Source organism: Kribbella sp. NPDC050124, assembly GCF_044460355.1.
Lineage (GTDB): Bacteria > Actinomycetota > Actinomycetes > Propionibacteriales > Kribbellaceae > Kribbella.
In genome coordinates this window covers 1-26,934 of sequence record NZ_JBITJU010000026.1, presented here as the reverse complement: position 1 = coordinate 26,934, position 26,934 = coordinate 1, and the positions used below count along the sequence as shown (strand labels likewise).

Below are 26,934 nucleotides of genomic sequence, written 5' to 3'. Positions count from 1 at the left end.
CTCCGACCCAATCACCCGCCACCGACAATTCCGGATCGCAGGTAGGCGAGGACGGCGAGGACGCGGCGGTGGCTCAGCGCGGACTCGTGGATGTCGAGCTTCTGGAAGACGGAGCGGACGTGGGTTTCGACGGTTCGCTCGGTGATGACGAGGCGGGCGGCAATGGCCGCGTTCGAGTGGCCTTCGGCAGCGAGCGCCAGGACCTCGCGCTCGCGGGCAGACAGCTTGCCGAGTCCGCCGTCGTCGGACGCCAGCAGGGCCGCGACGACATCGGGGTCGAGAGCGGAGCCGCCCGCGGCCACGCGCTCGAGGGCGTCGAGGAAGTCGGTCACTCGGAGCACCCGGTCCTTCAGGAGGTAGCCGAAGGCACCGGTCGACACCAGATGGACCGAGTGCCTGGTCTCGACGTGCTGCGACAGCAGCAGCATGGGCTGGCTGGGAGCAGCAGTCCGGATGAGGTGCGCTGCCCGGGCTCCGTCGTCGGTCATCGTCGGTGGCATGCGTACGTCGATCACGGCGATGTCCGGCCGGAGTACGTCGACAAGCTCGGGCAAACCGTCCGCAGTGGCCGTCGTCTCGACCACGTCGTGCCCTGACTCAGTCAGCAGGCGCACCAGGCCTTCGCGAAACAGCACGGAGTCCTCCGCGATCAGGACACGCATGGGAGCACCACCTCGATCGCCGTACCTGACTGTGCTGCGCTGGCGATGGTCAGGTGGCCGCCGACGGAGTTGACGCGGTCCCGCAACGTCACGAGGCCGTTGGAAGGCGTACCGCCGACACCGTCGTCCGTCACCGACACGTGCAGCTGGTGATCGGTCTCCTGCACTACGACATCGATCCGCGTGGCGTGGGCGTGCTTGAGCACGTTGGCGACCGCCTCGGCGACGACGAAGTACGCGGTCGTGGCGATCAGCTCGGGCGGCATCACGTCGGGTACGGCGAAGTGGATGGGGATGGGGGAGTCAGGCGCCAGCCGACGCAGTGCGGTCGCCAGACCGTCGTCCAGGCTCGCTGGACGGACCCCATGCGCGAGCCGACGCAGTTCGCGGACAGTCTGCTCGAGTCGCTCGACTGCCACATCCAGCTCACTCAGCACCGGGTGGTCCGCTGGTAGCTGGCGCTGTGTAGCCCGCAGCTGCATTCCGATCGCCAGTAGCTGTTGCTGGGCGCCGTCGTGGAGGTCACGCTCCAGTCGGCGCCGCTCGGCGACTGTGGCAGCGACGATCCGGTTCCGGCTGTCGTCCACCTCGTGCAGAGCCCGGCGTAGCCCGAGCCGCAGCCGGCTGACCTCGATCGGCAGCCGTGCAGCCGACGCAGCGAGCTGGACGCGTCGCAACTGCCGTGCCGACGCTTCGCTGACGAGCACCAGCCCGATGTCGGTGTCGGTCGTTCGCAGCGGCACTTGTACGGCGTCCTGCGGGACGTGCACCGGCTCACCGGACAGGTCGACGTACCGGCCATCGTCAACGCTCGTCAGCAGCAGTGACAGCTGTGGATCGCTCACTGCGTCTCGTAGTACCTGCTCGACCGCCTCCGGCTCTGCGGAGCCCTCACGGACCTGGTCGACGAATCGCCTGATCCACTCCAGGAGTACGACGCGGTCCCTGTCAATGACTCGCCCGACAGCGTTGTGGAACCAGCGGTGCAGCGGTAGCAGCACCAATGCGACCAGGAAGACAGAGGCGGTCAACCCGACGGCCGAGTCGCGTCCGGCCAGGTAGCCGATGCCGATCACCAGGCCGGCCATCGTCAGTGCGGCGACCACAGCGGTCAGTGCCCAGGCCACCGAGTCGCTGAGGATGCGGCCGATCTCGAACAGGTCGTAGCGCAGGATCGCGATGGTCACCGCCGCCGGCACGAGTACGACGATGCCCAGCAGGAACCCGGCGTACGCGCCCTCACCCAGCCAGCCGAGCGTGGTCACCACCCAGCTCGCGACCATCAGCACCACGACGGCTCCGGCGGCCAGGATCAGCCAGCGGAGCTGTTGCCTCGTCCGGTGATCGCCATCCCGGTAGCGGACGATCACGCTCGCGACGCAGGCCACACTGACCGCGAGAATGATGCCCAGGGCACCGAACATCATCGGCATCCACAGTGCTTCTCCTACGGCGACCGGCGAGTGGGCCGGCGGCACGTCGTGGTAGTTCATCGTCACGACGAAGGCGGCCGTCATCAGCACAGCCGCGACGGGCACGAGCCAGAACAGCACCTTCCAGCGCAGGCCGTCCGGGAACACCAGCAGCAGGATCAGGAAGCCGACCAGCTGCCAAGCCCAGTTGCCTGCCCCGATCACCGCGACCACGCCGCCGCTCATGGCGCCCCACGCCCCCACGGCCGGTGTTGCGACCAGAAAGGCAGCAAGCCAGGCCAGGGCGGGGCCGACCGGGCTGGCCGGCACCCGTACGGCGATCAGCCAGGACAGGCCGAGCGGGACCAGCACCAGTAGGTCGGCGAGCGTCGCCAGGCCGTCACGCGCGTCGGACGAACCGAAGGTCGCCACGGCAAGCACCGCCCAGGACACGACGCAGACCGCCGTCGCCCCCAGCATCAGCCCGCGTCTCATGGCCAGATTGTCCACCGATTCACCGCTGAGTGGACTCCGTGCCAGCACTGGCCCCAGAACCAGCGATGGCCTCGATGCCGCGCACCGGGCCGGCCGAGCACGGTGGTGGTCAACTTCTACAAGTCCTGGAGGACACCATGATCGCCATCCTGACCGTCCTGGTCGCACTGCCGCTCGGCCTGCTGGTCCGCAACCGCCTCGCGGCCTACCTGGTCTTCGCCATCGCGTTCAGCCACGTCTACACGTTCCAGACCGCGGACCTGGTGATGGAGTGGGTCAACGGCTCGACCAAAGCATTCCCCGCGACCGACTCGAACCAGCTCGTCGGCGACACGCTCGGCTACTTCACCTTCACTACGATGATCTACGCGGTCGGCTTCGGTCTGGTCACCTTGGGCCATTGGCTCCGCAACCGACGCCGTGCCGCCGCCGAGGTACGGCTGGACCAGCCGGCCTAGTAGCGGAACAGCTGTGTCGGCGAGCTGTTGCAGTTCGCGAGGACGACCTGCTCGGCGTTGGTCTTGCCGGGCGCCGAGAAGCAGAGCTTCGGCTTGGTGGTCGACTTGATCCGGCCATCGGTGCCGATGGTCCACTTCTGGGCCGGGTCGGTGCTGCTGCAGGTGTCGGTCCGCACCAGTGCACCGACCTTGAGGGTGCCGCCCGGCACGTCCGCGCACACCCCGAGAGCCCGCAACGTGCCGTCGGCCGGCCGCGTCCAGCGCTGGGCCGGCGTGCCGTTGCAGTCCCACAGCTGGATCTTGGTCCCCGGCACGACCGAGCTGTGGTCGATGTCCAGGCACCGGTCGCCCGGTCCGCTGACGGTGAGCCGGATCGGCGCCGGCGCCGGCGGCGCGGTCGCGGTCAGCTGCACCATCCGGGCCACCGACGGCACACCGTTGCTGTCGACAATGAACAGCATGTAGTACCCGGGCGGGGCGATGTTGACGTTGGCCGGTGCGCCGACCGTCAGCGTCGTACCGGACGCACTGAACGAGAGCGGCACATACCGCTGCCCCTGGTCGTCGCCGTGTGTCGGTGCGCCCAGTCCGACCAGCCCCACCTTGGCGATCCCCGCAGCCTGCGGCGAGCTGACCGAGAAGAGGCTTCCGTACGACGCCGTGGTCGGCGCCGAGGTGATCGCCGGCCGCGCGGCGAGCTGTCCGTCGGGTCCGTACAGGTACGGCGGGGTGAAGTACTCGATGTTCTTCTCCAGATAGCCGACGCGCTGGCACTCGCCACAGATGCCGCCGCCACCGGTCATCACGCGGCCGTCGGGCAGCAGCAGGGCCGTCGAGTGGTACTGCCGGATCCGGTTCGCGGCGGCGAGCGTGCGCCATGTACCCGTCTCGGAGTCGTAGAGCTCGGCGTCGTACACCGGGCTCGCGAGGTTGACCCCGCTGTCGCTCATCACCGCACTCATGCCGCCGGTCGCCAGCGCGTCGCCGTCGGCGAGGACGGTCAGGTTGTGCTGCCGTCGTCCGGTGGCCATCGAGCCGGTCGGCAGCGCCAGCGTCGTACTGTTCGAGTCCACGATCACCGCAGTGCGTGTCGGCACGCTGACCTTGCCGTCCTCGGCGACGACGCCGCCACCGGCCACCAGCGTCTTGCCGACCCGGATGGTCGCGAAGCTGGCGTAGTCGCGGTTGATGAGGTCTCGGACGGACGTGCCGACCTGGGCGCCGGCGGCGGCCGTCTGGAGCGTGCGCATCACCGTGCCGGTCCCGACCAGGTCGACGTTCCCGTCGGGCCGGACGGTGAGCAGCGGGTACAGCCGGCTGGACGGTGTGGTGAACCCGGTCAGCAACCGGATCCACTGGTTCGTCTGGTGCACCTCGGCGTTCTCCGGACCGCCGCCCTGGATGAGTGCCTCCTGGTTCGGCAGCGCGGTCACCGACGGGTACCAGCGCTCGGCGGCCATGTCCGGGCCGCGGCGCCAGGTCTCCGTGCGCCAGTCGAACAGATGGGTCTTGCGGAGTCCGTTGAGCGACATGTCCCGGTTGCCGCCGGCAACCAGCACGGTGCCGTCGGACAGCTGGGCGTACCCGGCGCAGAAGATGTTGTAGCCCTGGACGTCGACGCGTCTGCTCGTGTTCGTCACCGGGTCCCAGACCGCGGCCCGGGTGAACGACTGGTCGCTGTACGACTCGGCGGGTCCTTCGCCGACGGAGTCCCACATCAGCACCTTGCCGTTCGGCAGCGTAGCGCTGAACACCGGTACGACGGGGGTCGGAATCACACCGCCCCAGGTGCCGGACACGGCCGGATCCGCGTCCGCTGCGATCCGGTCGGCCTCCGCCTGCTCCTTCGGAGAGCGGCGGCCGGGCCGCTGACCGGTCCGGGCCTGGACCTCGTCGGCTCGTGCCTTCGCGCCACGCTCGATCTCGTTCATCGGCACGCCGACCAGGTCCTCGGCGGCGTGGTCGTGGTCGTGGCTGTGATGGTCGTGGCCCGGGGGCGTCGGTGGCGGGTCCTGAGCGGTGGCTGGTGCCGCGGCCGCGAGCCCAGCCACCAGCGCAACGACGGCGGCGATCGCCACCCGGGCATGCGAGACACGAGTGCGCATGACAGGTCCCCCCTGCAGCAGACGCGATCAAGAGCGGAGATCGCTGAAGTCAGTGTGTGAGATCCACGAGCCCTGGTCAACGCGGAAACGGAGTCGTACCTTCGAAATGTCCGTCTGTGGGGGACGGATTCGGGGGAGTCGCCGCGGCGCCCGCCTGCGGCGCGATTGATCACAGAGGGGGGCCTCTGATGGGCCGCAATCGTGGGGTGTTCGCTGTCGTTGCCGCAGTGTCGGCTGTCGCCGCCGGAGGTGTGCTCGGCATGGGCTTCGTGTCTCAAGCCGGCGCCACCTCGAGTACGACGAGCACAACGACCACCACATCCACCGCAACGCCGCCGTCGACACCACCGTCGACGACGACTCCACCGACCACACCACCGACCACGCCGCCGACCACGCCGCCGACCACGCCGCCGACCACGCCGCCTGGCGGCGAGTTCTGCACACCTGGGTTCTGGAAGAACAACCCGGGCGCTGTGGCCGAGACCGGCGTCGACATGACGCAGTCGTACAACGCGCTGTTCGACCCGGACGTCGACGGCACCAAGAAGGGCGGCGTCGCGAACCCGACCCTGCAGCAGGTGCTCGACGACCCGCAGTTCTACGGCGGCGAGGCGGCCAACAACGTTGCCGCGCTGCTCAGTGCCGCGCACCCGGACGTCGACTTCACCGGTGACCGCACCGAGGACACCTGCCCGCTGGACGCGGACGAGAGCAACAACTAGTTCGTGCGGTACGAGCCTGGCCGCCAGGTCGCGGCCAGGCTCGTGCTGGTTGATCAGTAGACCGTGACGCCGTAAACGCTCGCGGCCTCGGGGACGGGCTGGTAGAACGTCGTACCACCGGTCTGGCAGTTGCCGCTGCCGCCGGAGGTGATGCCGAGTGCCTTGGATCCGTCGTACAGCGGACCACCGGAGTCACCGGGCTCTGCGCAGACGTTCGTCTGGATCATGCCGCTGACGCGTCCGCCGCCGGAGTACCGGACCGTGACGTTGAGCGCGGTGACTTGGCCGCTGTGGGTGCCGGTCGTCGAGCCCTTGCGGGTGACGTTCTCACCGACGAACGCGTTGGCCGCGGTGAAACCACCGGGGTGGCTCAGCGACGTGTTGCTGTACTGGACAAGCGCGTAGTCGTTGCCGGGGAAGCTGTAGTCGACCGTCGGGCCGATCAACGTGGTCTTGGCTGAGTTGGCGTACCAGGTCTTCGCCACCTTGCCGCAGTGTCCGGCGGTGAGGAAGTAGTAGGTGCTGCCCTGCACGACGTTGAAGCCGAGCGAGCAGCGGTACTGGCCGCCGTAGATGGCGTCGCCGGCCGACAACAGCGGCCGGAACACCCCATTCGTGCGATTGACCTGGACGCCGTCGTGCTTCAGTCCAGCGACGTCGGCAGCCGAGACAGTGGAGTCAGCGGTGACGACCACCTTGCCGGACGCCGCGTCGGTGTACCAGGCGATGCCCTTCACACCGGACTGGTCGACCTTTGCGGTGGCGGCGGCCAGTCTGGCGGCCGGCGACGGCTCGGCGGCTGCGGGCGGTACGGCGTACAGGCATGCTGCGACTGCGCTGACTGTGGCTGCCAGCTGGGCGATCCGGCGGCGTGACGTACGTTCGATCCTCACAGGGTCCTCCTGAAGCGTGCGCGGGACCGACTGGGCGGGGTCCCTCGGAGTTCCACCGGCAGCAGCACGTAGCCGTGCAACCACCGGCTGACACTCAGGAGTATTTGCCCCGTCCGCCGTACAGGCAACCGCTCGGCTAGTCGAACGTGATTCGCCCGAGCCTGCTCGCCTGGCGCCGGCTGAGTACCACTGCGGATTCGGCGCCGGGCACCACCCGGCTCGGGTCGGCAACAGCCTGGTCCAGCAGGTCCGGCCAGCGACGGCAATGCGTCTCCATGCTCCCGGAGCGCACGACCCGGCCACGAGCCCACTGACCGGAGCGAGCGACGTCCCCGGGTACGTCGAGCAACACCAGGTGCACGTGGAGTCCGGACCGACGTGCTCGCCAGCCGATCAAGCGCCGTACCCACGGACGAGTGGCGCAGTCGTGCAGGATCATCGGCCCGCTGCGCATCGCACTGAGCGCCTTCACGTAGTACGTGAGGTGCAGCAGTGGGCGCCACCACGCGTAGGGGATCGCGCCGAGTGTCGGCATCCACCGATCCCGTAGCCGCTCGGAGTCGAACACCCGCACGCCCTGGTGGTCACCACCCACCGGGTACAGCCGCCGAAGCAGCGTGGTCTTGCCTGCTCCCGGGATCCCGGCCAGCACCACCACCGAGCCCGCCGGGTACCTCAACTCGTCCCTGTCCTGCGCCAGGAGGGTCCCCGGCGCCTCGGCGATCCCCAAACCTGCCACAGCACTTCGTCCTCTCGTCCGTAGTGGAGTCCAACACCCACTTAGACGAGAGAGCTTCCCCACCAGCCCATAGAGCACGCTAAGAACTCACTAGGAAAACCCTGAGAGCGCAGCGCCGGCGGCACAGTCACACGCTTAATTGCCGGCCTGCCGTCAAAGTATGCTCATCCGGTGACGCCCCGCCTTTCAGGCGCCGGAATGATCGGTCGGCGAGAGGAGTGCCGGGCGCTCGACGACCTCTTGGAGGGCGCCAGGGCGGGGCGCAGCGCTGCCCTGACCCTGCGTGGCGAGGCCGGCATCGGGAAGACCGAGCTGCTGAAGTACCTCCTCGAGCGCTCCTCTGGATGCCGCGTACTGCGGGCTGCCGGCGTCCAGTCCGAGATGGAGCTCTCGTACGCCGGCGTGCACCAGCTCTGTGCCCCGCTGCTCACCGGTCTGGACCAGCTCCCCGGTCCGCAACGCGATGCGCTCGCCACCGCGTTCGGTCTGCAGGCCGGGAACGCGCCTGACCGCTTCCTCGTCGGCCTGGCCGTCCTGAGTCTTCTTGCGGATGCCGCAGGCAACGAACCGCTGGTCTGCACCATCGACGACGCGCAGTGGCTTGATCAAGCATCGGCGTTGACCTTGGGGTTCGTCGCCCGGCGACTGCTGGCGGAATCGGTCCTGCTGGTCTTCGCCGTCCGGGAACCCACCCCCGTAAAGACCCTGACCGGCCTCCCGGAGCTGACGGTCAATGGCCTGTCGGAGCGCGACTCCAGGACGCTTCTCGGTTCCGTCGTGACCGGTCCACTCGACCAGCGGGTGCGCGACCGTATCGTCGCCGAGTCGCGCGGCAACCCACTGGCCTTGCTCGAGCTCCCGCACGAATGGATCGCGTCCGAACCGGCCGGCGGCTTGGGAACGGTGGATGGCCGGCCCGTGTCGAGTCAGATCGAGCGGGAATTCCTCCGCCGGGTCGCGTCGCTCCCGACGGAGACGCGGCGCCTGATGTTCACCGCTGCGGCGGAGCCGGTCGGCGACGTGCGGTTGCTGAGGCAGGCGGCGGAGCGGTTGGGCATCGACGCGGACGCCGCGGCGGGCGACGCCTCGGAGCTGATGACGCTCGACACGCACGTGCGCTTCCGGCACCCGCTGGTGCGCTCGGCGGTGTACCGGGCGACGCCCCTGGCCGATCGTCAGCTGGCCAACCGGGCACTGGCGGAATCGATCGACGCCGACGCCGAACCCGATCGCCGGGCCTGGCATCGGGCGCAGGCCGCGCCAGGCCCGGACGAGAACGTCGCCGTGGAGCTCGAGCGTTCGGCAGCGCGGGCCCAGGCTCGTGGCGGCATCGCGGCGGTGGCGGCGTTCCTGGAGCGGGCGTCCGAGCTGACGCAAGATCCCGCTCGTCGGTCGCAGCGCGCCTTGGAAGCCGCCGGGGCGAAGTTCCAGGCGGGAGCGTTCGAACCGGCGTCCGCGCTCCTCGCGACGGCATCCGCGGGCCAGCCCAACGAGCTCACCCGCGCGCGGATCGACGTACTGCATGCTGGGCTCGCCTTCGCACAAGGCCGCGGCAGGGAGGCCCCTCCGCTCCTGCTGACCGCCGCTCGCCGGCTCGAGCCGCTCGACGTCGCTCTCGCCCGGGACACCTACCTGGAAGCGGTGTCGGCAGCGATTTTTGCCGGCCACCTGTCGAGCAGCCCGAGTTGGCGGGAGGTTGGGGAGGCGGCCGGCGCGGCCCCACCGGCGGACCTGCCGCGCGCGACGGACAAGCTGCTGGATGCTCTTGCCGTTCGTCTCACGGACGGCTTTGCGGCCTCGGCGCCGATGATCGAGCGAGTCCTGACAGCGTTCTGTGACGACGATGTTCCGGTCCAGGAGTCGATGCGGTGGCTGCTGCTCGCCGGCGTCATCGCGGCAGATCTCTGGGACCTCGAGCGCTGGGACCTGGTCACGTCCCGGCACGTGAGGCTGATTCGCGAGGCGGGCGCGCTCAGTGAGCTCCCGTTGGCACTCGACTCGTCGGCCGTCGTGCATGTCTTCGCCGGCGACCTGGCGGCGGCCGCCTCGATGGTCGAGGAGGTGCGAACCGTGAGTACGGCGATCGGCAGCAACCAGCCGCCGTTCGGGGCGCTCGCACTGGCCGCTGTGCGTGGCCACGAGAGCGAGGCGCGAGCGCTGATCGACGGCACGGTCAGCGCGGCCACACAGTTTGGCCAGGGGCTCGGGGTCACCGTCGCACACTTCCACCACGCGGTGCTCTGCAACGGTCTCGCGCAGTACAAGCAGGCGATGGCCGCGGCCCAGGAAGCGGCATCACACCAGGAGCAGTTCGGCGCGCCGCAGTGGGCGCTGGCCGAACTGGTCGAGGCGGCGGTACGCAGCGGCGCGCCCGAGGCGGCGTCCGACGCACTGGAGCAACTCACGGACGCGACACAGGCCAGCGGCACGGACTGGGCGCTCGGTGTCGAGGCGCGCTCGCGCGCACTCCTGTCCGAGGGCGCGGCGGCCGACACCCTCTACCGTGAGGCGATCGAGCGGCTCTCGCGCACCCGCGTCCGCGTGAACCTGGCGCGTGCGCATCTCTTGTACGGCGAATGGTTGCGCCGTGCGGACCGCCGCGTCGACGCTCGTACTCAACTGGGCATCGCCCACGAGATGCTGAGCCAGTTCGGGGCAGACGCCTTCGCCGAACGGGCGCGCCGCGCGCTGCAGGCAACCGGCGCGAAGGTGCGGCAGCGCACGGTCGCGACGACCGCCCTCACGGCTCAAGAGGCACAGATCGCTCGTCTCGCCGGCGAGGGGCTCACCAACACCGACATCGGCGCCAGATTGTTCCTCAGCCCCCACACCGTTGACTGGCACCTTCGCAAGGTGTACTCGAAGCTCGGCATCGCCTCCCGCAGGGAAATCCCTACGTTCATGGGGGCGTTGGGAAGCTGACAACGTAGTCACCCTTCTCGGTCGCCGCACCCCGACCTACCGTGAGGCCGTCACACTCACTCTCCAGGGAGGGGATCCGCTCGTGAGGGACGTCCGGAGAAGTTTGTTTGCGGTGTCCGGGGCTATCGCCCTGGTCGCCGCCACGCTCGCCGTACCGGTCACCGCCGGTGCCGGCGCTACGGGAGCGACAGGGGGAGACACCGAGTACCTGGTCCTGCTCGAGCAGGGCGCGGACCGCAACCAGGCCATCGCGGCGGTCAAGGCCGCCGGCGGTGAAGTGGTCAAGGAGAACGCACACCTCGGCACGCTGACCGTACGCGCCGCCGCCTCCGGGTTCGTCGCGGGTGTGTCCGCGTCGAGCGCGATCGAGGGCGCAGCACGCAGCCGCCCGATCGGCACGGTGCCGCAGCAGAAGGCACGCAACAACGTCGAGCGCGAGAACAGTTTGACCGGCAAGACCGGCGGCGCGGCGAGCAAGCAGACGGCCGTCGGGATGGACCCGCTCGACGCGCAACTCTGGGGCCTGCGGATGGTTCGCTCCGACCTGGCGCGGACGGTCCAGCCAGGCAAGAAGTCGGTCAAGGTCGGCGTCCTCGACTCCGGCATCGATGCCCGCAACCCCGACATCGCGCCGAACTTCGACTGGAAGCTGTCCCGCAACTTCGCACCGGACATCCCGGAGATCGACGGTGCGTGTGAGTTCCGCGGCTGTGTCGACCCGGTCGGCTGGGACGACAGCGGTCACGGCACCCACGTGGCGGGCACGATCGGCGCCGCGGTCAACGGCGTCGGCGTATCCGGCGTCGCACCGAACGTGACGCTGGTGGAGATCCGTGGCGGCCAGGACAGCGGCTACCTGTTCCTCGGCCCGGTCACGGACGCGCTGACGTACGCCGGTGACGTCGGGCTCGACGTGGTCAACATGTCCTTCTACGTCGACCCGTGGCTGTACAACTGCACCGCCAACCCGGCGGACAGCCCGGAGGCGCAGGCCGAGCAGCGCACCATCATCCGGGCGATGAACCGGGCGCTGAACTACGCGCACAAGCGCGGTGTCACGCTGGTCGGCTCGCTCGGCAACAACCACGAGGACCTCGGCAAGCCGCGGACCGACATCTCCAGCCCCGACTTCCCGCCGGGTACGGCGTACCCGCGGCCGATCGACAACGCGACCTGTGTCGACCTGCCGGTCGAGGGCCCGCACGTGATCGGTGTGTCGGCACTCGGTCCGTCGACGAAGAAGGCCGACTACTCCAACTACGGTCTGGAGCAGATCGAGGTGTCGGCGCCGGGTGGCTGGTTCCGTGACTACTTCGGGACGCCTATGTTCCGGACCAACGAGAACCTGATCCTGTCGACGTACCCGGTTAACACCCTGCAGGCCGAGGGGCTGGTCGACGCGGCCGGCAACATCACCCCGGACGGGGTGGCACTCGGTGCGCAGAAGCAGTGCCCCGCCGGTGTCACGGACTACACCAAGTGTGGGTACTACTACGTGCTGCAAGGTACGTCGATGGCGTCACCGCACGCCACCGGTGTGGCTGCGCTGATCGTCAGCGAGTACGGCAAGAAGAACCGCGGTGACTACGGGATGGACCCGGACAAGGTCGGCCGGATCCTGATGGACACGGCCCAGGCCCGGGCGTGCCCGGTCCCGCCGCTGCAGACCTACACCAACGAAGGGCGGTCGGAGGAGTTCAACGCGCTCTGTGAGGGCACGCGGGAGTTCAACGGCTTCTACGGCCACGGCATCGTCGATGCCTACGCCGCGGTGACCCGCCACTAACCGTTCTCGACCCTGGTGCTGCCCCCTCGAGCTTTCGAGGGGGCAGCACTGCGTTTGCCCCGGTCAGGCGCGCCAGCGGTCGGTCAGCTCCTCGTTGCTAGGCGGCGGTCCCGGGAGTTCCGAATCGCCGCCCGGGCGTTCCCCCGGCCGATGCATCGCCTCCAGCATCAGCGTGAGGTACCGGTGCCGGAGCCGGTTCGTCCGCGCCTCGTCGCCGAGCTTGATCGACGTGATCTGCTCGAGGATCATCGCGAAGTCCTCGACCTCGATCCCTGGCCGGAAGTGCTCCTTCGTCCGCGCGTAGATCGCCTGGTTCAGCTCACCGGCTCGCGCCGCGTCCCGCCAGAGGTCGGGGGTCGGGGTGAACGTTCCCGCCAGCCGCTGGGTCAGTGAGTTGGTGTCGGCGTCGACCAGCGCGTGCAGGAACGCTCCGAACGCGATCCACGGCTCGCGGTCGTCGGCGAGCGCCTTCTCCGATTCCTCGATGTAGCGGGCCAGGCCGTCGCTGCAGAGCTTGCGGAGCAGCTCCTCCTTGCTCGCGTACCGCCGGTAGAGCGCGCTGATGCCGACCCCGGCGCGTTCGGCCACGGCAGCGATCGGGGCGCCGGGATCGGCGATGAACACCGCCCGTGCCGCGGCCAGGATCACTTCGTCGTTGCGGGCCGCCTGCGCCTGCCGGCCACTGAGCGCTTTCGTCATATCACCAGACTACCACTTGAACGGAATGCTCCGTTCCGCTAGAGTTGGAACAGAACATTTCGTTCCGTTTGGATCTGGAGCCGATGATGACCGCAGTCGCAGAACTTCCCAGCCAAGCAGCAACCCCCGCCGCCGCCCCGCTCCTTCGCCGGCGCTGGCTCGCCTTCTCCGCGGTCATCACCGCGTCGGTGATGGACCTGCTCGACTCCACCGTGATGAACGTCGCCGCCCCCGCCATCCGCGCGGACCTCGGCGGCTCCTACGCCAGCCTGCAGTGGATGGCCGCCGGGTACACGATGGCCCTGGCCGTCCTGCTCCTGATCGGTGGCCGCCTCGGCGACCTCGTCGGCCGCAAGCGGGCGCTGCTGATCGGCGTCGGCGGGTTCACCGTGACCTCGTTCCTGTGCGGGCTCGCGGTGTCGTCGGAGATGCTGATCGCCGCGCGTGTCGCCCAGGGCGCGTTCGCCGCGATCATGTTGCCGCAGGGCTTCGGGCTGGCCCGGGACCTGTTCGAGCCGGGTGAGCGCGCCAAGGCGCTCGGGTTCTTCGGTCCGGTGATGGGTCTGTCGGCGGTGATCGGCCCGATCGTCGGTGGCACGCTGCTCGACGCGGACCTGCTGGGAACCGGCTGGCGGGCGATCTTCCTGGTGAACATCCCGGTCGGCATCTTCACCTTCGTCATCGCCGCCAAGTACCTGCCGAACGCCCAGGCCACCGGCCGCCGGATCTCGCTGGACATTCCCGGGCTGCTGATCGCCGGCGCCGGCCTGGTCGCCCTGGTCTACCCGTTGGTGCAGGGTCACGAGATCGGTTGGCCGCTGTGGTCGAAGGCACTACTGATCGCCTCGGTGCCGGTGCTCGCCGGGTTCGGCGCCTACCAGTCCCGCCGGCAGCGCAGCGGTGCCACCCCGCTGATCGAGCCGGGATTGCTGCGGAACCGCGCGTACCTGTCCGGTGTGCTGTTCGCGGTGGTCTTCTTCGGTGCGCTGGCCGGCACGTTCGTCCTGAGCATGTTCCTGCAGGTCGGCCTCGGCTACAGCCCGATCCACGCGAGCCTGGCGATGGCGCCCTGGGCGTTCGGGGCGCTGATCGGCTCGGCGGTCTCCGGGATCACGATGCAGAAGTACGGCCGCAAACTGCTCCACGTCGGCCTCGCGCTGATGACGACCGGCCTGATCGGACTGTACGGCGTACTCGCGCTGACCGGCCTGAACGTCGGGCACTGGGACCTGGTGGCCCCCAACCTCGTCGGCGGTGCCGGCATGGGCATGGTCTTCGTCCCGCTGTTCGACATCATCCTGAGCGGCGTCCGGGACAACGAGGTCGGCTCGGCCACCGGGATGCTCGGCTCGCTCGAGCAGGTGGGCATCGCGCTCGGCATCGCGGTGATCGGCACCATCTTCATGGGCAAGGTCGCCCACGCCACGCCCGCAACCCGCGCCATGGCCGCCCTCGACGGCACCCAGACCGCGCTCCTCGCCACCATCGGCGGAATCCTCCTCGCGTTCGCGGTTGGCTTCCTGCTCCCGAAGACCGCCCGCCCCGGCACCGAGCACTGACCCCGGCGAACATCTGAGAGGCGCCGTTCCCAGCGGGAGCGGCGCCTCTCGGCGGTCGTCGTCGCGATGTGACGCGCGCCGGCTGGGCGTATCGTCGAGGAGGGGGGCGAGATGACGACATTGACGGTTGCTGCAGTGCAGGCGGCGTACGTGCTGATGGATCGCGAGGCGACGCTTGCCAAGGTGGAGGAGTTGCTGGCCGATCCCGCCGTACGGGCGGCCGATCTGGTGGTGTTTCCCGAGGCGTTCGTGCCGGGGACGCCGATCTGGATCGACGGGCCGCCGATCTGGGACGGTGACGAGCAGTGGTTCGCGATGCTGGCCGACCAGGCTGTCGTCGTACCGAGTGAGACCACCGAACGGCTCGGGGCAGCGGCTCGGCGAGCCGGGGTTTATCTCGTCATCGGGATCAACGAACGCGAGGCCGCCGGGAGCACGATCTACAACACGTTGCTGTACTTCGATGCCGACGGCAATCTCCTCGGCAAGCATCGCAAGCTGATGCCTACCGGCTCGGAGCGCACGGTGTGGGGGATGGGCGACGGCTCGATGCTCGAGACCTACCAGACCCCCTTCGGGCGCATCGGTGGGCTGATCTGCTGGGAGAACTACATGCCGCTGGCCCGGTTCTACCTCTACTCGCAGGGTGTCGACGTGTGGGTGGCGCCGACGCTGGCCAGAGGTGACGGGTGGGTCGCGACCATGCGACACATCGCCCGGGAAGGCCGCTGCTACGTGATCGGCTCGAACCCGTGCCTGAAGGTCGACCAGATCCCCGCAGACTTCCCCGACCGGGACCGGGTATGGCGCACCGACCCGGACGACCCCGACTGGGTCGAGCCCGGCAACACGGTGATCGTCGGCCCCAATGGAGAGATCCTCGCCGGACCCGCCCGCCACGCGGAGACCGTGCTGTACGCCGAACTGGACCTGGCCAAGGTCCGCTCCGCCCGCCGAATGTTCGACCCAGTAGGCCACTACCACCGCCCCGACGTCTTCCGCCTAGCCGTCGACACCGCCCCACGGCCAGTAGTCACCACACTCCACAACGGCTTCCCCGACCCGCTCATCTAGCCTGGGCTCGGATTCTCTGTACGCGAGCCTGTTCAAGTTCACCGGCACCTTCACCAGGTGACGGTGGACGTCAGCGGCGACCTCATCCGGGACCCGGAGTCCGAACTGCAAGCCCAGATGGCACGGCAGTAGCGGCAGCATGCTGAAGCCGAACCAGCCACCGACTGGTGGCTGGTTCGGATACGCCACGGGCGCGCTGCCCGTGCGACGACGGCGCTACCTCACCGAGGCCGCGCCGCCGGGTCGGTTACCGGCGGCGGTCGACGCGTCGCGCCGTACGACGGGCTGTCCGTCGTGCCACCCTGCGAGAGCCGAACATGGGTCACCTCCAGTGTCGTGTTCCGGCCCGCGGCGTCACTTCGCCGTGCCGGCCTTCTCCATCTCGTGCAGTTCCTTGGCTTCGGCGGCCTCGAGCAGTCCGATGCCGACCAGGTCCATCGGGCTGATGAACTCGTCGGCCAGCCGGAAGCCACCGGCCCGCATCACCGCGTCGCGCAGCGGGACCGCCCAGTGGTGCTCGAGCAGCAAAAGTGCGGCGGCCGAGTCGTTCGGAATCTCCTCGAGAACGTCCCAGGCGTCCTCTTCGTCGAAGACCTGGAATCCGTCGGCGGCGGCCTCGGCGCCTGCCTCTGCGCCCTTTTCCAAGCCCTCCTCGCCCTCGATGCCGAGGCCGATCAGGGCGCCGATCTTCGAGCCCAGCTCGACGGCCTCGTCGAGCGTGAGGTTGCTGAGGTGAGCGACCTCGATCTCGCCGTCGGCGTCCTTGTGGACGGCGAGCGCGTCGATCACCCGGATGGCGTCCGCCTCGCGCAGCCGCTCGAGCTCCTCGATGATCTCCCCGTGAAAGTTCGGGTGATTGAACCCGAGCACCACCAACTGCACCGGTCCGATGGCCATACCGGTCCCCCTTCCATGCCGGATCACGCGACGGCACTCCTCCGCCGCCCAACCATCGTCACCACCCCCGCCCCCCGACAACATCACCCCAGGCGGGTGATCCCCCGACCAACCAGCACGCCCCGGCCTTGGAAGACCCGGGCGTGCTGTTGGCGCAACTGATCAGCTGATGGTGAGGATCTTGTTCGGAGTGAACGCCTGCGCGTGATCCGGGTCCCCGGGGAACCAGACCCGGTATGCGATCTGTCCACGGGTGGCCGGCTTGATCCCGAACGCGTACTTACCCGAAGTACTCAGCTTGACCGCCGCGATCGACTTCCACACTTTGCTCCCGTACTGCTGCAGGTAGACCGTCTGCCCAGCGTGCGCCGGGGCGACGTATCCGCTGAATGCAGCCGCCTGTCCAGGCCGAATCGCTGTCGGGGCGAGCGTCGCGGAGATCGTCGGCGCGACCTGCACGGTGATATCGGCGGTGCGGGTGCCCATCAGGTCGGCGTTGCCTGGGAACGTGAGCATGTACACCGACGACACAGCCGGCTTGTGCGTCACCGCGACAGTCCCCGTCGATGTCGTCTTCAAAGCCGCGAGCAACGCGAACTTCGACGAGTTCTTCGGCCGCACGTACACGTTGACCGGCAACCCCACGTACGCCTTGTTGTCGATCCGCAGCGTGCTGCCCTTGATCGTGATCGACCCGCCGTAGCTGATCAGTGTCGACGTCGTGGTGATCCCGGACTTCATTCCGAGCAACTGCTTGACCGCCACCGGGCTGACCTTGCCACTACGGTCTTTCACCCAGGCCGCGTACGTGCAGGTCACGCCCTGCGCGAGGCCGGTGTTCTTCACCGCGGACGCCGTACCCGCGTAAACAAGCGAACCGGTGGTCAGCGTGGGAACTGTGCTGTTCGGATTGCGTCGCACGATCACCTGATCGAGATCCGACATCACCGGGATCTTCCAGCTCAGGTTCGCCGCCAGGTAGGCGCCGCCCGCTGCGAAGTCCGGCTTGGCCGGCGCCAGGTCAACCGCCGTGAACAGGCTGCTCCGAGGAGTTCTACCGCCTCCTCGAGGGCCAGGTGATAGACGACGTCAACCTCTTCAACGCCCGACTCCAGCACTGGGAGGACTACTACAACTACGATCGACCCCACGGCGCGCTCAGCGGACAAACCCCATGCGAACGCCTCCGACAGAAAACCCAGAACCCACTGTCATAGGCCTCCGTCAGCAGCACTAGACGCCCGACCCGGGCGACTAGGTTTCTGCTCGATCATCAGCCTCGAATTCTCGATTGGGGTTGTGGCCTAGGCGTCTTGTGGACGGTGTGGCTGTGCTGCGGCTGGCTCTGGAGCCTCCGACGGATCAACGGACGAGCACCCGGCGGTAAGTCTGATCGCCCGTCCGCGGTGTCTTGTGCGAACCCGGTACCGCGCGTAAATTCTCTGACGTTCCGTTGGCCACGGCAGCCCTTCATCCCTTGTTCGGCAGCCGCGACGGAGGGGGCTCTGGGGGAAGACGCGCTGGGGGCGCCAAACACGCTTGCGTAGCGAGCATCGCTGCTTTGCCATGCCGTCGGCGTGGTCCGCAACCACTCGCACGACGGCTCCGGGGGGCCAGATGACGTCATCCGGCGGGGATTCGGCGCGCGGGCCGCGGCGGCGGGCCCGCGTCATAGTGCGAACAGCTCAAGTCTCGTGCAGACCAACGTCGTAGCAGCTCGTTCGATCGGATGGATTCCCATGAAACGATTGTTCACTGTACTTTCTGCATCACTCCTTGCTCTCCCTGCGCTCGCGATCACCGCGGGACCCGCGGTTGCCGACCCCTCGCAGACCCCGACCACAACGGCGTGTCCTGCCGGATACGAGGTCCTCAACCTCGAAGCGCTGCCGGGCACGGAGGGAGATCCGTACGTCCTTCCGTACGTGCTCGACCGCCTCGGCAACAACGACGGTCTCGTATGTGGGCTCGCGCTGCCGGACGCGTTCCGCGACGCCGAATGCCGGATCGCCGGCGGGCCCGCGTGCGACATTCAAGCCGCCGGCCTTCCGATCTATCACTTGAGGGACAACTCAATACCTGCCGGGGACACCGCCGCGGCCGGGGCGTAGCCCGTAGCCCGGCTTCCCCAGCAGCAGCTGCCAGTCGTCCGGCGCTCCGCGAAGCCCGCCTCGCAGTAAGCGAGATAGAGGCGCCAGAGTCGCCGGAAGCGCACGTCGTAGCCGAGCGTCCGGTCAGACGAAACCAAATCATTCCAAACGACCGACCGCACCTGCGCGCGCATGGTTGACAGGACACCGTGGTGGTCGACGCGCGCCTACCTGAGAGTCCGGAGGACCCCGAGGGTGCGTTCCTCAAAGCACAGACGCGAGGCTTGGGGTTTGATGAATTGGGCGCCGGAAACTGGGCTGCGTTCAATGATCGGCAACGACGTCCTCGCGGCCCAGCTGACCGCAGTGCAGTACCGCGCTCGCTCCCGATCTGCCGTCATCGCCGGCACCCTTCCCGCCGACCCTTACACTAAACGCCGGATCGAGTTCCGCAAGACCTCCGCGACCAGGGGGCAGATCGACCACCTGTACCCGATGTCCCGGGCGTGGGACCTGGGAGCGGCCAGCTGGCCGCTCCAGCGACGCATTGACTTCGCCAACGACCAGGCAGCGAACCTGCTGGCTGTCCACGGACCCGTGAACGCCTCCAAGCATGACGACGGGCCTGGCGAGAGGCTGCCGATCAACCGCGGCAACCGGTGCGCCTACGTCCTCCGATACCTCCAGGTCGCCCACAAGTCCGTCGCTGCCGATCACCGCGGCCGATCGCGACGCCGCCCAGGAGATCACCCGATCCTGCCCTAGGAAGCCGAGCTAGCTCGCCGGCAGGCACCCCGCCCTACGACCTGACTCGGCGGGTCTTAGGCCGGACGGCTCTCGAGCACGGCTGGCACCTGGAACACCACCACCAGGTCAGGCTGTCGCGGGCCACGATCCACCGGATCCTGACCCGGGCCGGCGCCGTGACGCCGGATCCCGGGAAGCGGCCCAGGTCGTCGTACCTGCGGTTCGCCGCCGAGCTGCCGAACGAGTGCTGGCAGTCCGACTTCACCCACTACCGCCTCACCCGTCCCGACGGCTCACCGGGCGTGGACGTGGAGATCATTACCTGGCTGGATGACCACTCCCGCTACGCGCTGTCGGTCACCGCGCATGCCCGGATCACCGGGCCGATCGTGCTCGCGTCGTTCCGGGAAAACGTTGCGCAGTACGGGATTCCGGCCTCGACGCTGACCGACATTCAATCTTGGTGGGCGAGTCCTGAGGCTTCTTGGCGGCCGGCGGGGAGGATCGGGAGATGCCCTGTTAGGAACCTGGCGACCACGGCTTGTGGATCCCTGTTAGCGAATGTCTGGTGCGGATCGTGGCCCCACGGCGGTGCGGCGGCCGGAACTGTCACGCGAGCAGAGGAGTCGGGCAGTGATCCTTCGGATGGGCATCGACATCATGGGACGGGGCAGGTGTGACCGATGCCAGCCTCCTCAACCCTCATCGCTCAGGTGGACCCCGTTGAACGACCTTCGGTCAGCGCAGCCGCTGACCTCGCGCCAAGAAGTGTTGTGCTGACGCCTTGCGATCGGCCCCGGTGACAGCGCGTTCCTCGGGCACGCGCGGGAGCCAGGTGCTCAGGACGCAGACGAGTTGGTTGTCAGGGACGAACGCACGTGAGTTCTTCGCGGTCGACCCGTGCTGTTCCGGTCGCCTTGTCTAGAACGAACACGGTGCGCGCCAGGATGCGGCTACCGGCCTCGTTGGTCAGGACATCGGTGAGCCTGAACACGACGAGTCCCTCGGTTTCCACGTACGTGGCTGTCCCGCCACCCGAGTATCCCGTGGGGGTGGTGGTGACAGTATCCTCGGAGCGCTCGACGATGAGATCACCGTGATCATGCAGGAACAGCGTCAACGTGATGGACACCGTGTGGAGCTCGCCGGTGCACGGGTTCACATCCAGGAACGTCTGGTTGGCGCTAACGACCGTCGGACGATCGGCCTCTGCTGGCGAGGCGAGCATCGCCACCACCAAGATCGCCGCGCCGACCGCGCCGACAGTTCTCTTGAGGAATGCGACGACATACCTCGAAATCAGCATTCTCATCTCTGCCCCTCCCCATCGAACAGGCAGCAAGAGGCCGCGATCCAGGGCATCGAGGATCGGCCTCATCGCCAAGGCCCCCGGCGTCAAAGCAGCCCCCCTGCTTGCATGCTGGCACGTTCAGTCTGCTCCGCTGCGCATCCCGAGTCCATAGCGACGGTATCCTGTCCTGTGCGAGCGATTAGCGAGCGATTATGAGGGGTCATCCGGGGGCAAGTGGGGTCACTCGGCGGGCATCGGTTGAGGCTCGCCGCCAGGCGGTGAGCGTGCCTCTGGCCGATCTTCCAAACTGGCTACTTGCTAACGGATTTGCTAACAGGACCCGTGGACGGCGGTAGACGGTGCGCGGCGATCCGGGCGGGGTGTGCGTTCGACTGCGAGCATGGCCGACGCCTTGATGGACACCGGTCGACGGTCAATCAGCAACTTTGAATCTCACGCGTCGGTGTATCCTCGACCGGTTACGGCTCCGGGCTCAGGCGGCTCGTCGTCGCCCATCGCCGCTTGCAGACGGCGGCGTGCTGCGTCTAGGAGGTCGCCGTAATCGGCGCGAAGATCTCTGGCAGCGCTTTGTCGAGCGTGCCGGCAATCGTGTGCAACGGCGACCAGACTGCTCGGTCGGGCACGATCGCGTTCAGCTGATCCGACCTCATTGTCACGTCGTACAGCCAGTCCGAGAGGACCAGGGCCTGGTCGTGTGTGAGCTTGATGGTCACCGGTTCGTCGTTCACCCAGTCACCGTAGCGAGGTGCGATCGTCCCGCAGCTCAGAAGGTCGGTCAGGGGCGGTCAGGCCCACCCTGGCGGGTCTTACGGATCAGAAGGTCCGTGTGCCCTCCACGTGCCCCAACGAGACAGCAGCAGCGGGCTCGGCCGGTCGCAAACGGGGTGCAACCGGTCGAGCCCACGCTTGGCAATCCGCCGCTCAGGTCAGCGGGAGCGCCACAACCGCCTTTGCAAGGCAGTGCTGACTGACCCCAACGACCCCGCACAGCGAGCACGGAGCAGCCACGCTGCACCGGAGAACGGGCCCCGCGATGCGACGGGTCGTGGGCATGGTTTTGCGCACGAACTCACGTCTAACAGGGTTTGCGGGAGTCTACGGCGACCGAAGTCAAAGGCACTGAAGTACGCTGCAGTTGGCTGCCTTCTACGACATGCAAGTCTCTACGGATCAGGTCAGACGGCCGCGAGCCACTTGTCCGGGCCGAACACTTCGTAGCTGATGCTGGCTTCCGGCAGCCCGCGATCGATCAGGCTGCGGTGCACCAGCTCCATGAACGGCAGCGGTCCGCAGAGGTAGACCTGCGCATCAGCGGGGATCTGCACGGCGTCGAGGTCGACGAGACCGGCGAGGAGGTCGTCGCGCACGGGTCGCCCGCCGAGGTCCTCGTACCACCGGTGCAGGGTGGCCGTAGGCAGCCGGTCGACGAGTTCCTTGAGCTCTTGCCGATGGGCGTGCCGGGCCGGAGAGCGATCGGCGTGCAGGACTATGACATCGCGCGCCGACGCGGTGTGGATCAAGTAGTGCAGCATGCCGATGATCGGGGTCGAGCCGATGCCGGCCGAGATCAGCACCACCGGCGCGTCGGAGTCTTCGAGGACCAGGTCACCGAACGGCGGCGAGACGGAGAGCTCGTCACCTTCGAAGACAGTGCGATGCAGGAAGTTGGACACCTCACCCTCGGGAATCGGCGAGCCGTCCTCGGCCTGGGCGGGGGCGATGGCCTTCACGCTGATCGCCCACTCGTCGGGCCGGAAGGCCCGGGTGAGGCTGTACTGACGGATCTGGCGGGCACCGTCGGGCAGCGTGCAGGCAACCGAGATGTACTGACCGGGACGTGCGGTCGGCAGCGCCGTACCGTCCGGCGAGGCGAGCACAAACGACACCGTGTCCGGCGACTCCTGGACGCGAGCCCGTACGACGACCTTCCGCATCACGTGCGCAGGGTCGACGCCCGCGTCGGCGTACAACTCCTTCTCGATCGCGATGAGGTCGTTGGCCATCAGCCAGTAGACCTCGTCCCAGGCGGCCGCGACCTCGGGGGTGACAGCGTCCCCGAGCACCTCGATGATGGCCTCGAACAGGTGCTTGTGCACGATCGGGTACTGGTCCGCGGAGATCCCCAAGGACGCATGCTTGTGCGCGATGCGACCGAGCAGATCCTTGGGAGCGGGGGCGGTCTCGTCGACCAGGAGGGTGGCGTACGCCGCGATCGCTCCGGCCAGCGCCCGTTGCTGGTCACCCTGTGCCTGGTTGCCGCGATTGAACAGGTCCCGTTCGAGCTCTGGGTGCGCGGCGAACATCCGCCGGTAGAAGATCGGCGTGATCTGGTCGATCGCGGCGCCGATCGCCGGCAGCGTGGCCTTGACCACTTCGGTCGACTGGGCTGACAACATGGACTTCCTCCACAGCTGGTTGGACGGGTGGGCTAGCTGGAGCTACGGACCGAGAGCGAGAGCAGGACGTCCGCGGTCGGCGCCGAGGTGAGGTCGGTCACCGTGAACGGATCGAGTTCCCGGAAGAACGCCTCCTGCGCATCCCGCAGTACCTTTCGCAAGCGGCAGGCGGAGCGCAGCGGACAGGGATTCGGCCCCTCGCACTCGATGACCTCCGACGTGCCCTCGAGCTCACGAGCGAGCCGGCCGATCGACATCGTCCGGCCGTGCTCGGTGATGCGCAGCCCACCAAGACGTCCGCGACGGGTCTCGACGACACCCAGCATCTGCAGGCGGGCCACGACCTTCGCAGCATGCGTGTACTTGACCGCCATCTGGTCCGCCACCGACTGGGTGGTCAGTGCCGAGCCATCGACTGCAGGCGTTCCGAGCCGCATCAGGATGCGGAGCCCAAGGTCGGTGAATCGGGTGAGCTGCACAGCAACGACCCTATGTATTTGGCATCTCAGATACCAAATTACGAGCCGGTGGTGCTTCTCACCCGAACCGTGTACCAATCAGCCCTTGACGGCACCCGACGCGAGGCCCGTGACGTAGAAGCGATCAGAAGGTTGGGGGTTCGAATCCCTCCGAGCGCACCTCCGAGCGCGCAGGTCAGCTACGCCGATGACGTATGCGGCTTCGGGCTCGCGGCGATCACGCGCGGCCGCTTGCCTCGCGGGCCCTCGATCATGCCAGCTTCCTTCAGCGCTGCGATCGCCAACCCAAACACCCCGACGACACCCCACCCGAACCCTGGCGCACCCGAGGCGCAGCCAACGGCGCCGACGTACTCGCCCTGCTCGCCGCCGACTACTCAACCAACCCGGGCGCCCTCCTCGACACCTACACCGTCACCACCCCCACGGGCGGCCACCACCTCTACTGCCGGCAACCCACCGACATCCAGCTCGGCAACAGCGCCGGGCGCCTCGGCTGGAAGATCGACACCCGCGGCCACGGCGGCTACGTCGTCGGCGCCGGATCAACGACCCCCACCGGCCACTACCGCACCCACACCACCACCCCACCGCAGCGACTCCCCGACTGGATCACCGCAATCCTCGACACCACGCCACCGGGCACCGCAAACACCGCACTGAGCGGCACCACACCCGACCTGAGGAACGTCAGCGCCTATACGCTCGCGGCACTCGCCGGGGAAATCGACAACGTACTCGCTGCCGTGCCAGGGCAGCGCAACGACACCCTCAACCGTGCAGCCTTCGCCCTCGGCCAACTCATCGGCGCACAATTACTCGACCACAACACCGCGTACGACGAACTCGTGTCCGCCGCGGATCGCATCGGCCTGCCCCGCGCCGAAGCCGAACGCACCATCACCTCAGGACTCACCGCCGGCACCCGCCACCCACGCCAACGAACCGCCTGACCACCGGCCACGACTCCCGCACCCGGAGGGGCCTCAGGAAGCCACACAACCCCGCTCCTGAGGCACTTTCGCTTACCGGGCGGCCACTAGCCCGCCGCGGTGCGCTTCACCTCGATCGGTGGCATACCCGAACCCTGCCATGCCCAGGCGAACGTCGCCTTCGCGCCCTCGGCCAGACCCGGCCGGCCCGGCAGGCCGCCCCGGGCAACCGCGGTCTCAGCCGCTTCGGTCTCCCGCGCGATCAGCTCCTCGTGCGCCTTCCTGGTGGTCTTGGTGACCGGCGCACGGACTCGTTGGCGAACCGGCCCGGCCGGGTAGTTGAAGGTCACGAACGCACCGGCCATCCACCGGCACGTGATCCGCACGCCGGCGAGGTACCAGTCGCCTTGATCTTGACCCGCCTGCGCGTCGCCGCGTTGCTCAGCCGCCAGCCACAGCCGGGCGAACTCACGCACCGGCACCCGCAGGTTCCCCGGCGGTATCCGCTCGAAATCCCGGACAGTCAGCTCCATGCCACAACACGATCCCACCAGGCACCGACAGTTCCAGAAGCGGGGACAGGACCCTCCCCGGTGTGGGCTGGCCCGGCTACAGCAGAAGGCATTACTAGAACAGACTTTCCGTGAGGCTTCGATCCTGAGATGGGTCTGTGACCTGGGAGTCTGCGTTGTGGACAGTGTTGATGTCGTGGTGCAGGTCGGGCGGAACGAGGCCGACTCAGTTTGACGCTGAGGATTTCAGTTGATGGATGGCAAGCGACGGGGTCCTGGACGAGTTGAGGCGATTGCCGGCTTGTTGCGTGACCCGGTGTCCGAGGCGTCAGGCTGGCCGGGGTGTCGAATCACTAGGGCGGTGCCGGCGAGTAGCGGCAACGAACCCGGCCGTGGTCAGGGCGACGCCGCCGAGCGCTCCACTGGCAATCTGGGCTAGATCGAGGCTTCGGCCGTTGTCGGTCGGCGGGATCGCCGGGTCCACGATGACCGTTCCGCCGCCAGGCTCGGGCTTGTTGGTGGCGTCTGCCGGTGCAACGGTGGTCAGTGCGAGTCCCGCGATTGCGATGGTTGCGGCGCCAGCGGCAGTTCGGGTGATGGTCTTGATTGCCATCTGAATCCACTCCTCTGTAGTCGGGCATACCACGACTGTCCGGCATGCGGAGTGGCGTCGGCATCGGGTAGTAGACCTCAGATTCTGCGAGGTATGCCTTATGCCGGGTCGGTCTTGTTGCCCGCGCCTTCGCTTCGATGGTGGTAGCCGAGTCTGGTCGCGAGCGCGGACACATCGCGCCGTGATGACGTGTCGGTCTTGCGCAGGACGTTGGATACGTGCACGCTGACGGTCTTGTGGCTGATGTACAGCTCGTCGGCGATCTCTGCGTTGGTTCGACCGTCGACCAGGTACGCCAGGATCTCGCGTTCTCGCTGGGTCAGGGAACGGAAGACGTCCGGTACGTCATCCGTTGACGGTGCCGCCGGCTCATCCAGCGAGATCTTTCCGAGCGCCGCAAGTGTCTCGACGTTGTGGCGCAACGGACCGGCGCCCATTTCAACCGCAAGTCTGTGCGCTGACCGCAACGGAGCGGCGATGGCCGCGCGGCTCGCGCCCTCGTGGAGGAGGGCCTGCGCCCAGCGCGACGACGCGACGGCTTCCTCCCACCGGAGCCCCGCAGCGGCGCACCGTTTTGTGGCGTTCGCCCAGACCGCCGACGTCGATGCCAGGGCCCGGCATCGTGCGGTCTCGGCGATGTACAGAGCCTCGATGGCTGGCAGGATCAGGTCGTCGTTCGTTATGCGCTCGAACGGTGGCGGCTGCAGGTCATGGCGGAGCCCAACGATTTCATCCATCATTCGTTGAGCATTACTGGCGCCTTCGCCGTCTCGGCGGTCCCGCGCGTGCTCGGCGATCTCAGCGGCTGAACGAGCGGCCCACATAACCATGTCGTCGACGATCCGGGGATCGGCGATCTGGACCGCCATCGTCCGGGCAAGCATCTCCAGGGCACGATCGGGTCGGCCAGTGGCCACCAAGTACTCGGCAAGGGTCGGCGGCGCTTCCAGTCCCGGGCGTTCGTCCAGGTCTGGTACGAGCTGCGCTGCCCGCTGCAGATGCGAGCGCGCCGGATCCAGGTCTCCTCGGCGTACTGACAGCAAGGCCGCGGCGAGCCGGACGTGTGCGCTGGTATGCGGCGCCCGGGCGAGCGCGAGCCCTTCGCGGATTGCCCGCTCGGCCTCAGCGAAGCGTCCGAACACCAGAAGGTTCCGGCCGAGGCAGCCGGCGTAGAAGGCCGCCTGTTCGGACTCTCCCGCATCGAGCGTCTCGCGCAATCCGGCGGTCTTGATCTCAATGATCTCGGCTGCTCGGCCTCGGGTCACCAAGTAGGCCTCCCGGGCACTCCGGGCAGATCCGACTAGCACAGAGTTGCCCGCCATCTGTGCCTGATGTCGCCTGCCATGAGCATGGGACCGCTCTGAGCGGTTTTCTGCCAGCTTCATGGGACCACCTGGGTTGCCAGTCGTGGGACCACCCGGCGCGGC

At 68.0% G+C, this 26,934-nt stretch carries 27 protein-coding genes; 11 read left to right on the top strand and 16 right to left on the bottom strand.

All coding sequences use genetic code 11. The features are described 5' to 3' along the window. Positions 1 to 11 precede the first annotated feature (11 nt). Positions 12 to 662 carry a response regulator transcription factor gene (locus ACIBL3_RS38830; RefSeq protein WP_396358957.1) on the bottom strand — a complete coding sequence of 217 codons (651 nt, stop codon included), beginning with the start codon at positions 660 to 662 and terminating at the stop codon, positions 12 to 14. Beyond that, the gene (locus ACIBL3_RS38825; protein WP_396358956.1) at positions 650 to 2,569 is read right to left on the bottom strand and encodes a histidine kinase; all 1,920 of its coding nucleotides are present in this window, start codon (positions 2,567 to 2,569) and stop codon (positions 650 to 652) included. Before ACIBL3_RS38825 ends, ACIBL3_RS38830 begins: the two co-directional genes overlap by 13 nt. A 137-nt stretch (positions 2,570 to 2,706) precedes the next feature. Here ACIBL3_RS38825 and ACIBL3_RS38820 point away from each other — a divergent pair, with 137 nt between their 5' ends. Then, positions 2,707 to 3,027, top strand: a complete 321-nt coding sequence (locus ACIBL3_RS38820) for a hypothetical protein (RefSeq protein WP_396358955.1) — start codon at positions 2,707 to 2,709, stop codon at positions 3,025 to 3,027. Here the strand turns inward: ACIBL3_RS38820 and ACIBL3_RS38815 are convergent. Together ACIBL3_RS38815 and ACIBL3_RS38810 are read right to left on the bottom strand one after the other, a co-directional pair. After that, positions 3,024 to 5,132, bottom strand: coding sequence for a galactose oxidase-like domain-containing protein (locus tag ACIBL3_RS38815; protein WP_396358954.1), 2,109 nt, complete (start codon positions 5,130 to 5,132; stop codon positions 3,024 to 3,026). The genes ACIBL3_RS38820 and ACIBL3_RS38815 overlap by 4 nt on opposite strands. A 274-nt stretch (positions 5,133 to 5,406) precedes the next feature. After that, on the bottom strand, positions 5,407 to 5,631 hold the full coding sequence (locus tag ACIBL3_RS38810) for a hypothetical protein (protein WP_396358953.1): 225 nt from the start codon (positions 5,629 to 5,631) through the stop codon (positions 5,407 to 5,409). Here ACIBL3_RS38810 and ACIBL3_RS38805 point away from each other — a divergent pair. Further along, entirely contained in the window at positions 5,630 to 5,857 is a 228-nt protein-coding gene (locus ACIBL3_RS38805; RefSeq protein ID WP_396358952.1) for a hypothetical protein, read from the top strand. The genes ACIBL3_RS38810 and ACIBL3_RS38805 overlap by 2 nt on opposite strands. 53 nt (positions 5,858 to 5,910) lie before the next feature. On the opposite strand, the gene ACIBL3_RS38800 is transcribed toward ACIBL3_RS38805, so the two are convergent. Continuing rightward, positions 5,911 to 6,750 carry a S1 family peptidase gene (locus ACIBL3_RS38800; protein WP_396358951.1) on the bottom strand — a complete coding sequence of 280 codons (840 nt, stop codon included), beginning with the start codon at positions 6,748 to 6,750 and terminating at the stop codon, positions 5,911 to 5,913. Positions 6,751 to 6,886: 136 nt separating this feature from the next. Beyond that, positions 6,887 to 7,489: an AAA family ATPase gene (locus tag ACIBL3_RS38795; RefSeq protein ID WP_396358950.1), complete on the bottom strand. Its 603-nt coding sequence runs from the start codon at positions 7,487 to 7,489 to the stop codon at positions 6,887 to 6,889. A gap of 198 nt (positions 7,490 to 7,687) precedes the next feature. On the opposite strand from ACIBL3_RS38795, the gene ACIBL3_RS38790 reads away from it, so the two are divergent. Together ACIBL3_RS38790 and ACIBL3_RS38785 are read left to right on the top strand one after the other, a co-directional pair. After that, on the top strand, positions 7,688 to 10,411 hold the full coding sequence (locus ACIBL3_RS38790) for an AAA family ATPase (protein ID WP_396358949.1): 2,724 nt from the start codon (positions 7,688 to 7,690) through the stop codon (positions 10,409 to 10,411). A 112-nt stretch (positions 10,412 to 10,523) separates the two neighbouring features. Further along, on the top strand, positions 10,524 to 12,197 hold the full coding sequence (locus ACIBL3_RS38785; protein ID WP_396358948.1) for a S8 family serine peptidase: 1,674 nt from the start codon (positions 10,524 to 10,526) through the stop codon (positions 12,195 to 12,197). Positions 12,198 to 12,260: 63 nt separating this feature from the next. On the opposite strand, the gene ACIBL3_RS38780 is transcribed toward ACIBL3_RS38785, so the two are convergent. Then, a complete protein-coding gene (locus ACIBL3_RS38780; RefSeq protein ID WP_396358947.1) occupies positions 12,261 to 12,896 on the bottom strand; it encodes a TetR/AcrR family transcriptional regulator in 636 nt (211 codons plus the stop codon). An 86-nt stretch (positions 12,897 to 12,982) separates the two neighbouring features. Between ACIBL3_RS38780 and ACIBL3_RS38775 the strand changes: the two genes are divergently transcribed. Both ACIBL3_RS38775 and ACIBL3_RS38770 read left to right on the top strand, forming a co-directional pair. Beyond that, complete coding sequence (locus ACIBL3_RS38775) at positions 12,983 to 14,455, top strand: MFS transporter (protein WP_396358946.1); 1,473 nt, start codon at positions 12,983 to 12,985, stop codon at positions 14,453 to 14,455. A 111-nt stretch (positions 14,456 to 14,566) separates the two neighbouring features. Continuing rightward, a complete protein-coding gene (locus ACIBL3_RS38770; RefSeq protein ID WP_396358945.1) occupies positions 14,567 to 15,529 on the top strand; it encodes a carbon-nitrogen hydrolase family protein in 963 nt (320 codons plus the stop codon). A gap of 354 nt (positions 15,530 to 15,883) precedes the next feature. Here ACIBL3_RS38770 and ACIBL3_RS38765 read toward each other — a convergent pair whose 3' ends face one another. Both ACIBL3_RS38765 and ACIBL3_RS38760 read right to left on the bottom strand, forming a co-directional pair. Then, positions 15,884 to 16,426 carry a hypothetical protein gene (locus ACIBL3_RS38765; RefSeq protein WP_396358944.1) on the bottom strand — a complete coding sequence of 181 codons (543 nt, stop codon included), beginning with the start codon at positions 16,424 to 16,426 and terminating at the stop codon, positions 15,884 to 15,886. A gap of 162 nt (positions 16,427 to 16,588) precedes the next feature. Further along, complete coding sequence (locus ACIBL3_RS38760) at positions 16,589 to 17,371, bottom strand: hypothetical protein (RefSeq protein ID WP_396358943.1); 783 nt, start codon at positions 17,369 to 17,371, stop codon at positions 16,589 to 16,591. Positions 17,372 to 17,502: 131 nt separating this feature from the next. Between ACIBL3_RS38760 and ACIBL3_RS38755 the strand changes: the two genes are divergently transcribed. From ACIBL3_RS38755 to ACIBL3_RS38740, 4 genes are all read left to right on the top strand, one after another. After that, entirely contained in the window at positions 17,503 to 17,643 is a 141-nt protein-coding gene (locus ACIBL3_RS38755) for an integrase core domain-containing protein (RefSeq protein ID WP_396358942.1), read from the top strand. A gap of 522 nt (positions 17,644 to 18,165) precedes the next feature. Further along, positions 18,166 to 18,537: a hypothetical protein gene (locus tag ACIBL3_RS38750; protein ID WP_396358941.1), complete on the top strand. Its 372-nt coding sequence runs from the start codon at positions 18,166 to 18,168 to the stop codon at positions 18,535 to 18,537. A 306-nt stretch (positions 18,538 to 18,843) separates the two neighbouring features. Next, on the top strand, positions 18,844 to 19,281 hold the full coding sequence (locus tag ACIBL3_RS38745) for an HNH endonuclease family protein (RefSeq protein WP_396358939.1): 438 nt from the start codon (positions 18,844 to 18,846) through the stop codon (positions 19,279 to 19,281). After that, a complete protein-coding gene (locus tag ACIBL3_RS38740; RefSeq protein WP_396358938.1) occupies positions 19,176 to 19,943 on the top strand; it encodes a DDE-type integrase/transposase/recombinase in 768 nt (255 codons plus the stop codon). The genes ACIBL3_RS38745 and ACIBL3_RS38740 overlap by 106 nt, the downstream gene beginning before the upstream one ends. 182 nt (positions 19,944 to 20,125) lie before the next feature. Here the strand turns inward: ACIBL3_RS38740 and ACIBL3_RS38735 are convergent, their stop codons facing one another. The 4 genes from ACIBL3_RS38735 to ACIBL3_RS38720 all read right to left on the bottom strand — a co-directional run bounded on the left by ACIBL3_RS38735 (position 20,126) and on the right by ACIBL3_RS38720 (position 23,450). Continuing rightward, complete coding sequence (locus ACIBL3_RS38735) at positions 20,126 to 20,575, bottom strand: hypothetical protein (protein WP_396358937.1); 450 nt, start codon at positions 20,573 to 20,575, stop codon at positions 20,126 to 20,128. Positions 20,576 to 21,099: 524 nt separating this feature from the next. Then, on the bottom strand, positions 21,100 to 21,303 hold the full coding sequence (locus ACIBL3_RS38730) for a hypothetical protein (protein WP_396358936.1): 204 nt from the start codon (positions 21,301 to 21,303) through the stop codon (positions 21,100 to 21,102). A 447-nt stretch (positions 21,304 to 21,750) separates the two neighbouring features. Next, positions 21,751 to 22,971, bottom strand: coding sequence for a globin domain-containing protein (locus ACIBL3_RS38725; protein ID WP_396358935.1), 1,221 nt, complete (start codon positions 22,969 to 22,971; stop codon positions 21,751 to 21,753). A 32-nt stretch (positions 22,972 to 23,003) separates the two neighbouring features. Then, entirely contained in the window at positions 23,004 to 23,450 is a 447-nt protein-coding gene (locus ACIBL3_RS38720; RefSeq protein WP_396358934.1) for an Rrf2 family transcriptional regulator, read from the bottom strand. Between the two features lie 194 nt (positions 23,451 to 23,644). Between ACIBL3_RS38720 and ACIBL3_RS38715 the strand changes: the two genes are divergently transcribed. After that, entirely contained in the window at positions 23,645 to 24,403 is a 759-nt protein-coding gene (locus tag ACIBL3_RS38715) for a bifunctional DNA primase/polymerase (RefSeq protein WP_396358933.1), read from the top strand. Positions 24,404 to 24,489: 86 nt separating this feature from the next. On the opposite strand, the gene ACIBL3_RS38710 is transcribed toward ACIBL3_RS38715, so the two are convergent. The 3 genes from ACIBL3_RS38710 to ACIBL3_RS38700 form a co-directional block, all read right to left on the bottom strand. Further along, positions 24,490 to 24,915 carry a hypothetical protein gene (locus tag ACIBL3_RS38710; RefSeq protein ID WP_396358932.1) on the bottom strand — a complete coding sequence of 142 codons (426 nt, stop codon included), beginning with the start codon at positions 24,913 to 24,915 and terminating at the stop codon, positions 24,490 to 24,492. Positions 24,916 to 25,222: 307 nt separating this feature from the next. After that, positions 25,223 to 25,507: a hypothetical protein gene (locus ACIBL3_RS38705; protein WP_396358931.1), complete on the bottom strand. Its 285-nt coding sequence runs from the start codon at positions 25,505 to 25,507 to the stop codon at positions 25,223 to 25,225. Between the two features lie 98 nt (positions 25,508 to 25,605). Then, positions 25,606 to 26,892, bottom strand: coding sequence for a LuxR C-terminal-related transcriptional regulator (locus ACIBL3_RS38700; protein ID WP_396358929.1), 1,287 nt, complete (start codon positions 26,890 to 26,892; stop codon positions 25,606 to 25,608). Between the last annotated feature and the right edge of the window lie 42 nt (positions 26,893 to 26,934).